Annotated in this window: 12 protein-coding genes; 6 read left to right on the top strand and 6 right to left on the bottom strand. The window is 46.7% G+C overall.

Translation table 11 applies throughout. The features are described from left to right. Nucleotides 1-85: 85 nt before the first annotated feature. On the bottom strand, nt 86-1,087 hold the full coding sequence (locus tag ASD40_RS14860; protein ID WP_057304021.1) for a Gfo/Idh/MocA family protein: 1,002 nt from the start codon (nt 1,085-1,087) through the stop codon (nt 86-88). 237 nt (nt 1,088-1,324) lie between these two features. Between ASD40_RS14860 and ASD40_RS14855 the strand changes: the two genes are divergently transcribed. The 3 genes from ASD40_RS14855 to ASD40_RS14845 are packed head-to-tail and all read left to right on the top strand — an operon-like array spanning nt 1,325 to nt 2,542. After that, the gene (locus tag ASD40_RS14855) at nt 1,325-1,705 is read left to right on the top strand and encodes a hypothetical protein (protein ID WP_057304020.1); all 381 of its coding nucleotides are present in this window, start codon (nt 1,325-1,327) and stop codon (nt 1,703-1,705) included. A gap of 29 nt (nt 1,706-1,734) precedes the next feature. Beyond that, nucleotides 1,735-2,160 (top strand): SRPBCC family protein, encoded by a 426-nt coding sequence (locus ASD40_RS14850; RefSeq protein ID WP_057304019.1) that lies wholly within the window; start codon nt 1,735-1,737, stop codon nt 2,158-2,160. Nucleotide 2,161: 1 nt separating this feature from the next. Next, on the top strand, nt 2,162-2,542 hold the full coding sequence (locus ASD40_RS14845; protein ID WP_057304018.1) for an ArsR/SmtB family transcription factor: 381 nt from the start codon (nt 2,162-2,164) through the stop codon (nt 2,540-2,542). Between the two features lie 387 nt (nt 2,543-2,929). Here the strand turns inward: ASD40_RS14845 and ASD40_RS14840 are convergent, their stop codons facing one another. Then, nucleotides 2,930-3,250 carry a winged helix-turn-helix transcriptional regulator gene (locus ASD40_RS14840; RefSeq protein WP_057304017.1) on the bottom strand — a complete coding sequence of 107 codons (321 nt, stop codon included), beginning with the start codon at nt 3,248-3,250 and terminating at the stop codon, nt 2,930-2,932. 178 nt (nt 3,251-3,428) lie between these two features. Between ASD40_RS14840 and ASD40_RS14835 the strand changes: the two genes are divergently transcribed. Next, nucleotides 3,429-4,196 carry a DODA-type extradiol aromatic ring-opening family dioxygenase gene (locus tag ASD40_RS14835; RefSeq protein WP_057304016.1) on the top strand — a complete coding sequence of 256 codons (768 nt, stop codon included), beginning with the start codon at nt 3,429-3,431 and terminating at the stop codon, nt 4,194-4,196. A gap of 1 nt (nt 4,197) precedes the next feature. Continuing rightward, nucleotides 4,198-4,554, top strand: a complete 357-nt coding sequence (locus ASD40_RS14830) for a DoxX family protein (RefSeq protein WP_162251253.1) — start codon at nt 4,198-4,200, stop codon at nt 4,552-4,554. A 49-nt stretch (nt 4,555-4,603) separates the two neighbouring features. Here the strand turns inward: ASD40_RS14830 and ASD40_RS14825 are convergent, their stop codons facing one another. Both ASD40_RS14825 and ASD40_RS14820 read right to left on the bottom strand, forming a co-directional pair. Next, nucleotides 4,604-6,907, bottom strand: coding sequence for a helix-turn-helix domain-containing protein (locus ASD40_RS14825; RefSeq protein ID WP_057304014.1), 2,304 nt, complete (start codon nt 6,905-6,907; stop codon nt 4,604-4,606). 295 nt (nt 6,908-7,202) lie between these two features. Next, complete coding sequence (locus ASD40_RS14820; protein ID WP_057304013.1) at nt 7,203-8,126, bottom strand: AraC family transcriptional regulator; 924 nt, start codon at nt 8,124-8,126, stop codon at nt 7,203-7,205. Nucleotides 8,127-8,257: 131 nt separating this feature from the next. On the opposite strand from ASD40_RS14820, the gene ASD40_RS14815 reads away from it, so the two are divergent. Beyond that, a complete protein-coding gene (locus ASD40_RS14815; RefSeq protein ID WP_235549264.1) occupies nt 8,258-9,325 on the top strand; it encodes a glycoside hydrolase family 88/105 protein in 1,068 nt (355 codons plus the stop codon). A gap of 25 nt (nt 9,326-9,350) precedes the next feature. Here ASD40_RS14815 and ASD40_RS14810 read toward each other — a convergent pair whose 3' ends face one another. Further along, on the bottom strand, nt 9,351-11,114 hold the full coding sequence (locus ASD40_RS14810; protein ID WP_057304011.1) for a hypothetical protein: 1,764 nt from the start codon (nt 11,112-11,114) through the stop codon (nt 9,351-9,353). Nucleotides 11,115-11,132: 18 nt separating this feature from the next. Continuing rightward, nucleotides 11,133-12,731, bottom strand: a complete 1,599-nt coding sequence (locus tag ASD40_RS14805) for an extracellular solute-binding protein (protein WP_057304241.1) — start codon at nt 12,729-12,731, stop codon at nt 11,133-11,135. Between the last annotated feature and the right edge of the window lie 16 nt (nt 12,732-12,747).

Below are 12,747 nucleotides of genomic sequence, written 5' to 3'. Positions count from 1 at the left end.
TTAAACCTTTATTCTTTACACACTAGCGGCGGAGTGGTGCTTTGGCATACTTTGATTCAATTGCAAGGAAGGTTCACTACCTTACTTATTCAAAATGACCCGCTTTACGATCCGCAGGGAAAACAAGCCCCATCTGCCTTCTAGCCTCATCCATAATGGCCATGGCTATGCTGGAATTCGCATGTGAGTTCGTCGTGGACTCCAATGCTCCATTTTTAATAAGCCGGATAAATTCTTCCGCTTCATAGCGCATCGTTCTTACAGCTTGTTCCCGCGTCAAGTTTTCCACAGAACCATCTCGGTAGCGGATTTCAACTTTTTCAGGCGTGTTGATTTTATCGATGACCATCGTCGCATGCTCACCCTGAATCTCCGCAGGTAGATAGGAACTTGAAATTTTGGAATGCATGATGACCGCATCCATCTCTTTGTAGCTCAGCAGCAGGCTGCCCTCCCCATCCACACCCGACTCCAGCAGGACTCCGCTTGCTTGTACACGTTCAGGAGCGCCAAAAAGCACCGCCAACGGATAAATACAATAAACGCCTAAATCCATGATCGAGCCATTGGAAAAAATGGGATTAAAAGCATTCAGTACCGTTCCCTGCTTATAAGCATCATACCGAGAGGAATATTGGCAATAACTCGCAAAATAACGACGAATTTTCCCCAACTTATGTAAATTGTCTTGTATCGCCTTGAAATTAGGAAGCAGTGTTGACTTGAGAGCTTCCATGAACACCACTTTATTACTTTGTGCAGCTTGAATCATCGCTGAGAGCTCAGCGGTATTGGATGCCGCAGGCTTTTCGCAGATGACATGCTTGCCATGATTCATACAGAGTATCGCGTATTCAGCGTGAAACGAGTTCGGACTCGCGATATAAACTGCGTCGAATTCCTTACTTTGCGCAAACGTTTCTAGGCTTGTATAGATATGAGAAACCTCAAATTTCTGAGCGAATTCCGCAGCTTTCTCCTCTGTACGCGAGTATACGGCAGTTAAGGCGAATTCCCCCGTCTCGCGGGCAGCATGAATGAATTCTTCCGTAATCCAGTTGGTTCCAATAACAGCAAAACGTATCATATCGCTCTCCTTTATTCCACTCTTGTTTTTTATAACTATACCATGATTATAGAATTGTTGAAAAAGAGAACAGAAACATGAAGTCAGAATTCCCCCCTTAATACTCCCCTTGACATGAAACTAAAAGGTTTCGTATAATCCTTTGTGTAACCATTTGGTTTCGTATTGTAATGCCTTTAGAAAACCTAGTCTTTTGGATACAATACGAAAAGGACATACGGGAAGGAATGACATACGATGCAAGACGAATTGCTGAAAAAGCTGCGCTACAAGCAAGGACGAGCTCTCGTTCTTCATGCACCTGAAGGCTACAAGCTTGGCATTGAGGATAATGAGGAGCCGAATGGGACCTACGATTTTGTTCAGCTTTTTGTTAACAATGCCGCTGAGGTGGAGGAGTGGGCACCAAAAGCGATTGCCCTTTTGAACGAAGAGGCTGTGTTCTGGATAACCTATCCGAAGCAAAGCTCGAAGGTGAAAACCGACATTAACCGTGACATTCTGTGGAAGTTGATGGATGAGAAAACGGACTATCGTCTTGTAAGCAATGTTGCGGTGGACGATAAATGGTCGGCCCTGCGTTTGCGTCATAAGAGTAAAGTAAAAACGAAATCCTAAAAAAATTAATTATTGGAGGCTTCTTATTTATGGAAAATCAGACTCAAGGCACATTGCCGGATATCAAGCAAACGCTTGTTTTTAACGCACCGATTCAAAAGGTTTGGAATGCCGTAGCGACATCTGATGGCATCGCAGCTTGGCTCATGCCCAATAATTTCAAGCCAGAGGTTGGCTATGAATTTCATTTGGAAGCAGGACCTTTTGGCAAATCCCCTTGTAAAGTAACCGAGCTTGACCCGCCGAACCGTTTGACTTTCGCTTGGGGCAAGGATTGGTCGCTGACTTTCGAATTGACTGATTTAGAAGGCAAAACGGAGTTCACTCTCATCCACTCCGGTTGGGATGCGGACAAAGTTACGGAATTTGGTCAACCTCACACAGCTGTTCGCGAGACCATGTCAATGGGCTGGGTTGGCTTGGCGAAGAAACTGGCTGCTCACGTCGAGGCTTAAGATGGCAGTCCCCTCGCAGAAGCATGACGTCTTTCAAGCGATCGCCGATCCTACCCGCCGTCAGGTGTTGCAGCTTCTCGGCGATCAAGAGATGCCCGTCACGGTTATCTCCGGCCATTTCCCGATGAGCCGCACCGCGGTATCCAAGCATCTTCGCATTTTGGCTGATGCCGGGTTGGTGAAAGAACGCAAAGTCGGCCGCGAGACCCGGTACAGGCTGGAGGCGGAACCGCTTATGGAGTTGAAGCGTTGGCTATCCTATTATGAACGCTATTGGGAAAACAAGTTAAATGTGCTTAAACGGTTCGTTGAATCGGACGATGACGAAGACGTTAATGCTTTATCCGCTTTGGAACTGGTCGATCCCACGAAACATGAATAATAAGATAAAGTATACAGACCGCTCTCTCCAATAGGAGATGAGCGGTCTGTATACTTTAGGGGGAATTACAAATCGAAACTAATCGAGCCTTCTACGCAAAGCAGTTTAGCTAGAGATGAATAAGCAAGTTCAGCTTGTTTATTCATTCTAATATTCGTGGATCTCGTCACATAAGACCTCAGGACATGCTAATTAGCTAATAAACAAAGACTTCCAGGGTCTATTAGCCAACAATAAGCATGCCTAACTTGCTTATGCACTCATAACCGGGGCTATTAAGAAAAATAAGCAACTTTAGTTACCGTATTCGCATAATGAACCACGCGCTTACTCGAAAAGGTCATCTCCCCTGCTGCTTTCACAGGTTAGATGACCTTTTTACACTAGCTACTCCTGAACAGGCAGCCACTCTTGTGACCATTTCGTAATCTCACCGAAAATCGGAGCCAACGCCAACCCCTTGTCTGTTAGTGAATATTCGATACGAACGGGACTTTCTGGGAATACTACCCTCTTAACGATACCTTCATGCTCAAGCTCCTTCAGTCGCTCCGACAATACCTTGCCGCTCAAATTCGGAAGTGCTTGATCGATATTTATGAACCGCTGCGGGCCTGATAGTAATTGAAAAACGATAAGCGATGTCCAGCGCTTGCTGAGGATTTCTACAGCTTTCTCGAAACGAGGACACAATAGGTTGCGTTCCATGTTTATCACCTCTATATGTCTATTTATTATAGAGTAAGTTGACACGGATATACAAGGTTACAAAAAGTAATTTAGTTACTTGACGAAACTAACATTTTGACGTAATATCAGTTACATAAAGTAACTAAGTGAATTTAAGTAATTTAAAGAAAAGTAATTTCTAAAGGAGTGTTTTATCATGATTTCACCTATATTTGTAGGGCATGGATCTCCCCTGATGGCTATTCAAGATACAGCTTGCACGCAATTCCTGCTCGACTATGGCAAGAAGCTTTCCCCGAAAGCTATTGTCATCTTCACGGCTCATTGGGAAACAGAGGTACTCACTATTTCGTCCACCAATGACGCATACGACACCATTTACGATTTCCGCGGCTTCCCGGATGAACTGTTTCAAATCAAATATCCTGCCAAAGGGGATGTGGAGTTGGCTCGAATGATCGCTGACCGTTTCACAGCGAAAGGTATCCCTGTGAATTTGGATTCACAGCGCGGGCTTGACCATGGCTCTTGGGTTCCGCTATTACGGATGTTTCCAACACCGGAATGCCCAGTCATTCAAGTGTCCGTCAACCCGTACTTGCCGCCTGCAGAGCAGTATCGCATCGGCGAAGCACTGCGCGGCCTCGATCAGGAGGATATCCTGATTATCGGTAGCGGTGCTACTGTGCATAACTTGCGAGCTCTCAACTGGGATGCCAAAGAGCCAGATGCTTGGGCTGTTGATTTCGACGAATGGCTCATTCTGAATATGCAAACGCAGAACTTGGAGGCGCTGTTCGACTACGCCACTTTAGCCCCTAACGCTCGAATGGCCGTCCCAAGACCAGAGCATTTCATTCCGCTCTTTATTACAATGGGCAGCGGCGACCCGGAACGTCCCGTTCAAGTGATTCATCGCAGCTATGAAGTCGGCTCGCTCAGCTATCTTTCGGTCTCTTTTTAATATGAAATGGACGACTCGCCTATTTCAAGGTTTGCTGGCAGCAGCGTTTTTAATGTTTGGCCTCTTGAAATTATCCACTAATCCCATGCAGGTGGAAGCTTTTAAAGTAACCTATGGGTATGGTTTAAACGCCATGTATGTTGTTGGAGCCATTGAATTATTGGCTGGGATTGGGCTAATTATCGGCTTCTGGAAGCCGCGCATCGCATTTTTCTCCGCTGGCACTATTGTAGTTATAATGGCCGGCGCCATGCTAACTCATGTCCGATCAGGTCAAGGTATGAGTACTGCGGCATTGCCGCTTATTTTTCTCATCCTGGCATTCATTGTTGTACTAAGGCGTTCCAAACGCGCATAAACAAACGGGTATCCCAGCCAGACGGCAGGTGATACCCGTTATTTGCGACTTACGACGGTACAGGCTTCGACATGTGTTCCCGATACTCCGTTGGCGTTAAGCCTGTATATTTTTTGAAGGTGCGCAGGAAGCTTCGCGTATTTGCATATCCGACTGCTCCCGAAACGTCATTAACTTTAATCGACTTATTTTTCAAAAGCTCCATTGCCGCTTTAATGCGAATCTCGATCATATAATCAATAAAATTGCTTTCCGTATGATCCTTAAACAGTCTGCTGATGTAAGGCGGAGTGAGATGAAACATTTCGGCCAACCGGTCTAATGACAGATCATACTCCTGATAATGCTCTCGGATATAGTCCAACATTCGCTCGATCGTCTCATTTTTCCCACGTTGATTGCGCTTTTCCTCAATTTGTGAAGCCAAGCCCTCGAGCGTATCTCCGACTACCCGCTCCGCATCCTTCCAGTTCTCACATTTCCCGATCCGGTCATAGAAGCTGCTTAGGGGACCCATCGATATTTCCGGCTCAATCCCAATGGCTTTGACGGTTTGCAAAGATTTCATCACAAGGTCGTAGCACAGCTGCCTGATCAGCTCCGGAGGAAGATTGCTCCCAACCGCTTCACGGAATGTATCCGATAAGTATGCGAGCATCTTGACGCGATCTGTTTGCCTCATGGCCTCCATCACCGGATCGATCATCCGGCTGAGCTTATAATAATCCTGGCGGTTCGGCGGCTGCAAGTCATCTACCGATATGACCGAATGCTTGCCGAAGATCATCTTATAATGAAGCGCCTTCTGCGATTCATCGAAGGAGCTCGGTATCTCTTTCATCTCCATGCGGCATTTACCGACTCCGACCGTTACCGTTAAGCCAAACTGCCTCTTCATGATATCAAGGATGAGTTCAAGTATGACTAATGTTCTCAAATGATTTTGCTCTGCATCACCTTCTGCGAAGCTGAGAAGAACAGCCGCCCGGCCACCACCCAAATCAATGGCCAAACCCGCATGCTCAGTTCGGATTAGCTCCTCTGCGACATTGCAGAACATATAGGTGTACAACGTTTCGTCCCGCGGATTAAGCTGTTCTCCTTCCTTGCCAATCTCAGCCGTACAAACGATAAAGCGCTCCGAATACATGTGAATGCCCAAAAATTCCAAATGATGATACATCGCATGGAAATCGGAACGGTTGCCGTTCAATACATCCATCATGATCTTCCACTTGAGCATAGGCTTTGAATCCCTGACATGCTGTTCCAAGTGCTCACGGTCTGTAACCATCTCATCGAATATAAGCTCCAGGTTTCTGAGTCCTATACTCTCTGCTCCCTGCCCTCTACGCTTGTTCACGCCGGACAGCTTACCTGCCAAACGATCCAACGGCTTAAAGGTCCAGCGGTTCACATAAAATAATGCAGCCAATGCCAAAAAGAACATAACGACGGCAAATGTGAGCAGCAGATTGCGTGTAACCTTGATCGGCTCAAATACGGTGGACTCTGGCATTATACTAACAAATTTCCAACCTGTGTATCCGCTCGTCCGGTAAAAAACTGACTCCTGAATCCCGTCCAGCTTCACATTGAAGGATCCGCTGTCTGGATCTCTTAATATCGACTGTATATACGGCAGCGACTTCATGTTGCGGTAAAGCTGGTTCTTATCGTCATGAGTGACGACATTTCCTTCCGCATCCAGAATGAAAAATTGACCAGCGTGGCCATCCTCATAGATGGCTTTAATCATCTGAGACAACTGAGCCTCTTTGATGCTAATAGCCATTAGACCCTTCCTGAAGCCAGGACTGCTAAGGCTAGGAAAGCTGCGGACCAAGGTAATCACATCTTGGGTCTCATGACCATCCCATACCTTCTGAGTCGTTAGCCACTTAAAATATTCAGGCATATCCAGGTACTGGGCCAACCAATTGAACTCTGACGAAGCTTGCTTTAAATAGGTTTCCTCTGTCATTAAGTCGCCACTGATATGTGAATACGCAAAGACGGAAGAATAATTCGGATTATTTGAAATAAATTCCCTCAATCTGTTTGTCAATGTATAGTAAATGCTATATCTGTGACCGTCATCACTGTAGCTGTTATTCATAAAATAAACAAATTCCAGCCCTTCGGCCATAGAGAGCAGATCCTTCTCCGTCTGGCGAAAGGCAGCCTCTATCTTGGAATCAACCTGTTTCAGCAGCGCAAGATTAGCATCCTGCAAGTCCTTCTGCAGCCTACCTACAGTGCCGGCATAGGATAACCAGAAGGTCAAGGCGATGATGAAGAGGAATACGATACCATATATCATCATGGCTTTTCCGGATATGCTGGTTCTCATGGTGGACCTCCGCTCGGTCGCATTGTTTTTGCTTTTTATTGTACCATTAACACAGCTGTCCTGGAGGGGAATGCTGAACTAACCTTATCAAATACTGTTAAAATCGCAATAGACAGTTTTTGTGGGACGTCGCATTTCATTTGATCCAACGCTGTAAGAGTACTATTCAACGGCCTCAATGCTACTGTCTTTAAAAGATGTAACTTGATCCGCCAATAGGTCACTTCCCCGAATGAAAAAAAAGCATACCTAGACAAGAGAACTCTCTCGCCCAGCATGCCGGTTGATGTACGAATTAAATGGAATGGTACAGGTTCCGATAGCCACTCGGCGTCAAGTCCGTCAATCTTTTGAACGTATGACAAAAGTGGGATATATCCTGAAACCCAACAGAAGCTGCAACCTCCGTTATGGGCAGATCATTCCCTTGTAAGTACTCCTTTGCTTTGTTGATGCGAAAGGCAATTAGAAACTCATTGACGGAAACCCCTGTATCCTGTTTGAAAATTTTACAAAGATATGATCGTGAAAGGTGAAACTGTCCGCACAAATCCTCTATACGTAAAGATTCCTGATAATGCTCCATCATATAGCTCAGTATACTTTCGACGACCCTTTTCCGTTCCCCCGATCCCGGCTGAACTATGCCTATCTCCGTCTGATAACGGCCTAACTGAGTAAACATATGCAGCAGAAGCCCTTTCACAGCAAGGGGATATCCCGGCTGCTGTTCCCTGATTTCCCGCTCCAGTTGACTAAGCGTTTCCTGCAAGCCCAGCAATTGCCGGGCATTTAATTGGACATGAAGGGAGTCGCTACCTGTCCCTGGAAGCCACTGCTCGATCCAATCGGCTATTTGTCCATCTCGCTCGTACAAATCCTCCAGATAGCTTTTCTCCACGGCAAGGACATAGCGATGAAAGGGCACTTCTATATCCGGGCGGGATCTATGCATGGCCATAGGCCTTACAACCGTGAAGCTTCCCGGTCCTAGTGTATGAATCCGTTCACCGGCAATGTATGTGCCGCTGCCTTGTATACATAAATAAAATTCGAATCCGCTATGCGAATGGAAGCTGCGCTGGTACAAGCTCGTCGTTCGATACAAACAATGAACAGGAAAGGCAGAAAGTGTCAGATTCGTCCACTCATCTATTGATGCTCCAATGGCATCAGGCTGCTCCACCAGTTCTACGTTTTCCGATTTCACCCCGCTCACAGTTCTTCACTTCCTTCGGTTCTAATTCGTAGACAATACCCCAAGTCAATAAGAGCATACGCCAAGCCTCACGATCATCCTGCATAGTATAGTGAACGTATGCCACTACTCTTTTAAGGAGGAATATGACAGTGCCAACTACACTTGCATCTGCTCATCTCGAACAAACCGCGAGCCAAATTTATGGTTACATGCTATCTGATCATTCAGGAAATTGGGGGTTGGATATTCATCATTGGGACTGGGTGCCCGGTGTCGGTGTTATATCGATACTAGCTTATTATGAAAGCACGCAAAAACAGGAGATCCTGGATCATCTGACCTTATGGGTACGCCAAAACATGCATAAATCGGAGCATCTGAAGGTTATTAACTCCATGGCTCCCTTCGCCATATTTCCTGCTCTTTATGGCCACACGAAGGACCCCGTCTTCCTGGAAACTGCCGAGCGCATCGGGAAGTGGATGCTAACCGAAGCTCCCCGTACAAGGGAGGGCGCCTTTGAGCATACCGTTACCGAGAATGCCAGCTTTCCGGAGCAGGTATGGGCGGACACGATCTTCATGGCTGATCTGTTCCTAGCGCGGCTTGCCCGCCTTACCGGTGAAACCACCTATGCCCAGGAAGCTGTCAACCAGCTTGACCTCCACTTGCGGTTACTTCAGGACGACAGATCAGGTGTGCTGTTCCACGGTTGGAACTGCATCGCCCAGGATCATATGTCCGCTGCACGCTGGACAAGAGCTAACGCATGGATCGCAGTCGCAACGCCGATGATCCTGCAAGAACTCGAGGGCCTCACCCAAGTACCCGAAGAAACTTTAGAGCGCTACCGTGCTATGATGCAAGGACTCATCCGTTATCAACAAGCAAACGGCCTATGGGCTACTGTTATGGATCAACCTGATTACTATCCAGAGACTTCAGGCAGCGCCGGTATCGCTTGCGGCATTCTACTAGCCGTGAAACGCGGTTTGTTGGACGCAACCACCAAAGAAGCAGCCTATCGCGCTGCTGAATCTATTCTATCAAAAGTTCTGCCTAGTGGGGAAGTAACCGGCGTGTCGGGCGGAACACCTGTTATGCCGACGATTGAAGCTTATAACACAATTCCATGTTATCCAACGCTTTATGGACAGGGATTAGTGCTAATGCTGCTCTCCGAAATGCTTGAAAAAAGGAAGGAGACCGCCATTTAATTGGCGAGCTCCTTTTTTTGCTTCCTTAGTTCGGATGCTTATCATTCGGTTTCAAGGAAATCGACAGTTGTTGCTGCGAACCGTCAGCACGATTGTCATCCTGCCTTGCTGTCACGTGCTCAGCTTCTTCTTCAATGACAATCAGAGGCAATTCGTTCACCGAGTCACCTATAGCTAACGAGAATAAAAACGCAGCTTTGTCCATAGCCTGGAAGTCTATGGTTTGCCGCTCGCCTGCATATATAACCAGATCTAGTCCATAGGTGTCTCCCTGTTCGCTCCATTCCCAGTTCCAACCAGCGGTAGCGGAGGATACGCTTTTGTCGCCGCAGCGCAGTTGGTTCTCTCCAGTACTCTCAAAGGCAGCATACAAGCTTTCGAAGCGCAGCGGCAGTCCATTGATCTGCACTTGCGCCACAGCGCCTTCCTGCTCAATGCTCATACGCTCCAAGCAACCTCCAAATTCCATGCGAATCCGGAAATCAGTCGCCTCTATACGGCCTTGAATACGATCCAAATTCGGGTGTGTATCCCCGCCGTTCGTCAGAAAGTTTACACCTAACAGCAATTGGTTGCGGCTCGCTGCAGCACTGAGAACAGCCGAGCAATAATCATATCCATCATGTAAGCAGCGCATTTGCAAATAAGTGGGCTGCCCGCCATTATCGAAATATGCGACCATCCCTCTTGTTTGATTCCACATGATCTCTTTCCTAAACACTCCGATCGCATATTGCGGCGTTATGTAAGTCTCCGCCCATTTCACGAATCCAGTCTCCTCATTGCGATAATAAGGCTGCCTAAGATCACGTACCTCAACTCGTGTAAATTGTTCAACATATTGTTCCGGACACTCTATTCCGCTGCCAAACCACTCCGCATCATAATCCAATTCGTCAGAGACAAAGAAAACCAGCTTGTTATCGGTAGCGACTTGCAGGAAGGATTTGGCCTTATTCGTCAGTAAGGTACTGTAGCTGCGGCTATGCGGACCGGCCCATTGCTGGGAGACCGGATGATAATGCTCCACCACCATTCGCCAGACCATGTTTAACAATTCGGCGGTTATGTCCTTCGCACGAGAATGGAGGGAATACTCGCGAATCTTAGACAGCTCCACAATAGCAATGACAGAATAGGTAGGACTGTTGAATTCTTGGAAGGTCCCTAGATTGGCTGTATATTGCTGCAGTTTCTCTAGCCTTTCCAGCCCATAATCAGCATAATCCTTCCGTTCATACAGCTCACCAGCGATCAAGGTCACAAATGCCCCCATAATCGCAATATTCGTATAGTGCGGTCCTACATTCCGCTTGATGATCGCGTCGCATGCAAAGCTTACCGATTCGCGAATCTGATCTTTCAGCGCTTCAGGCAGCTTATGACCGTGACGCAGTACCGCAAGAAGCAGCTCCTTGCCGCAAAAATCCGCCCAGTTCCAATCAGGAGGAGCCATCTGTGTAAGCGGCTCTTCGTAAAACCAAGGCCATATCCCATAAGTATCACTTAGCGGATTGCGATCCTGCAAGGATAACAGACGGCCAATGATATCATAGGCCCTCTGTTCATATTCCTTCATTTCCGTATTTAGCAAGCCAACTGCATAGAGTAACGATTGATAAGTTGGATGAGTCGTCGGGTGATCTTTCGCCGTTAGCGTAGTATGATACCCTGGGCTATGAAAAGGCCGACGAAGCATATAGACCTGAGAATCGTACTCGCTTTCTTTGGCTGTGATTGCTTTTATCAATAGTGCTTTATGATCAAGAATAGTCTCTTTTACGCTCATGCCGGAAAAATTCCTCCTTTATTTCAAGAATTCTTTATTCTTCTCATACCACTCTTGTGCAAGCTTCTCCACATTGTCCCCGCCAAGACGCTTCCACTCTTTACGCGACTCTTCCATAGCAGCCTCTGGGGTTGATGCACTGCCTCCAGTAACAGCTTTCACCTCGATTTGTGTAGCAATCGGATGGAAGGTGGCGATCAGTTGGCTTACTTCCGGAATATCCGGGCTAAAGGCTATGTCTCTGCGGTATTTGTTCTTGAGTGCCACATCCAGCGCCTGTGTCTTCAATTTGGCATATTCCTGGGAGAGCGAATCCTGAGCAGCCATGATCGGGAACCAGTCGGATTTTAGGCTAAAATCAGTTACAATCGCATACTCAGCAGCATAGCCAACTTCCTTACGGGATTTGTCAGCATCGATGACTTGCGGGATCTTACCGTCAATTAACTTGTAATGGACATTTTCCTCGCCGTATTTCATCGCCATATCCCCTTTATCCATCATCCAATCGAGGAATTTAACAGCGGATTCGATTTTATTCTCTTTCATTTTACTGTTAAAGGCTACCAGAATATTCGCCGGAAGCTCTTGATACAAACCATTTTTCCCATACTTGCTGGCCACCGGCTCTAAAGGAACCATTTTGGCATCGGGTACATTTTTCTTAAGATCCATATATTCGTTTTGCATATTCCATGAACTAAAATAAATACCTGCCTTGCCAGTCGTCCACATTTGACGAGCGCGTTGGAAGTTGCTATCCGTGATATACTCCTTATCTAGCAAGCCTTGATCGAATAATGTTTTCTGATAGGCAACAGAATCCTTGTAACGATCCAATGTTCTGCCAAACTTGAGCTTGCCCTCTTCCAAATACCACTGATTCTCATTCACGAAAAAGAGAGCTCTAATGATTTGCACACCATTGCCATTAAACACAATAGGCACTGTATCTGCTTTACCGTTACCGTCCGGATCTGCTTCCTTAAACTTCTTGGCCACCTCGATCAATTCTTCCGTTGTCGTTGGCGCCTTCAAGCCCAGCTTATCCAACCAATCCTGACGAATCCACATTCCGTGATTGGCAATCCCATCTATACTTCTGCTGCTTGTGACCGCATACATCTTGCCGTTAATCGTCGAAGCTGATTTAAGCTCAGGATGCTCCTGAAGATACTTTTTCAAAGTCGTGCTATATTTCTCGATAAAACTATCTACCGGTTGAATGGCACCTTGGTTGGCCAATTGCGCAATATAGTTGCGGTCATACTCCCAAATGAGATCAGGTGCGCTCCCGGAAGCTATTAGGGTACTTAGCTTTTGTTGAGCCTGTGCACGGGGTACTGGCACCCAGGTTACCTTAGCCGGCGAATTCTCATTCATCCACTTTGTCCAACGGTTGCTCTCGTAACTGCCTTCCTCTGCGGCTACTGTTCCACGATCAAAAGCGGAAATGCTGATTTCTTTCTTCGGACCGGCCGCTGTTACCGTAGCTGCTGCACTTCCTTGAGGCTTTGCTGAGCTGCTCCCCTCTTTAGTCGTATTCATACTACAAGCAGCTAATACTGCTAAAGACATACTTGCTGCAAGAACTGGTTTCCACGCATGTTTAGTCATTTTCAATGGTTCCATC

Source organism: Paenibacillus sp. Root444D2 (genome assembly GCF_001426375.1).
Taxonomy (GTDB): Bacteria; Bacillota; Bacilli; order Paenibacillales; family NBRC-103111; genus Paenibacillus_E.
This window is presented reverse-complemented; position numbering and strand designations above follow the sequence as displayed.

Excerpts from the sequence above, each read along its gene's own strand:
- ASD40_RS14850 (WP_057304019.1), top strand. The coding sequence starts at position 1,735 with ATGGAAAATCAGACTCAAGGCACATTGCCGGATATCAAGCAAACGCTT.
- ASD40_RS14805 (WP_057304241.1), bottom strand. The coding sequence starts at position 12,731 with ATGACTAAACATGCGTGGAAACCAGTTCTTGCAGCAAGTATGTCTTTA.
- ASD40_RS14845 (WP_057304018.1), top strand. The coding sequence starts at position 2,162 with ATGGCAGTCCCCTCGCAGAAGCATGACGTCTTTCAAGCGATCGCCGAT.
- ASD40_RS14825 (WP_057304014.1), bottom strand. The coding sequence starts at position 6,907 with ATGAGAACCAGCATATCCGGAAAAGCCATGATGATATATGGTATCGTA.
- ASD40_RS14810 (WP_057304011.1), bottom strand. The coding sequence starts at position 11,114 with ATGAGCGTAAAAGAGACTATTCTTGATCATAAAGCACTATTGATAAAA.
- ASD40_RS14855 (WP_057304020.1), top strand. The coding sequence starts at position 1,325 with ATGCAAGACGAATTGCTGAAAAAGCTGCGCTACAAGCAAGGACGAGCT.
- ASD40_RS14835 (WP_057304016.1), top strand. The coding sequence starts at position 3,429 with ATGATTTCACCTATATTTGTAGGGCATGGATCTCCCCTGATGGCTATT.
- ASD40_RS14840 (WP_057304017.1), bottom strand. The coding sequence starts at position 3,250 with ATGGAACGCAACCTATTGTGTCCTCGTTTCGAGAAAGCTGTAGAAATC.
- ASD40_RS14860 (WP_057304021.1), bottom strand. The coding sequence starts at position 1,087 with ATGATACGTTTTGCTGTTATTGGAACCAACTGGATTACGGAAGAATTC.
- ASD40_RS14830 (WP_162251253.1), top strand. The coding sequence starts at position 4,198 with ATGAAATGGACGACTCGCCTATTTCAAGGTTTGCTGGCAGCAGCGTTT.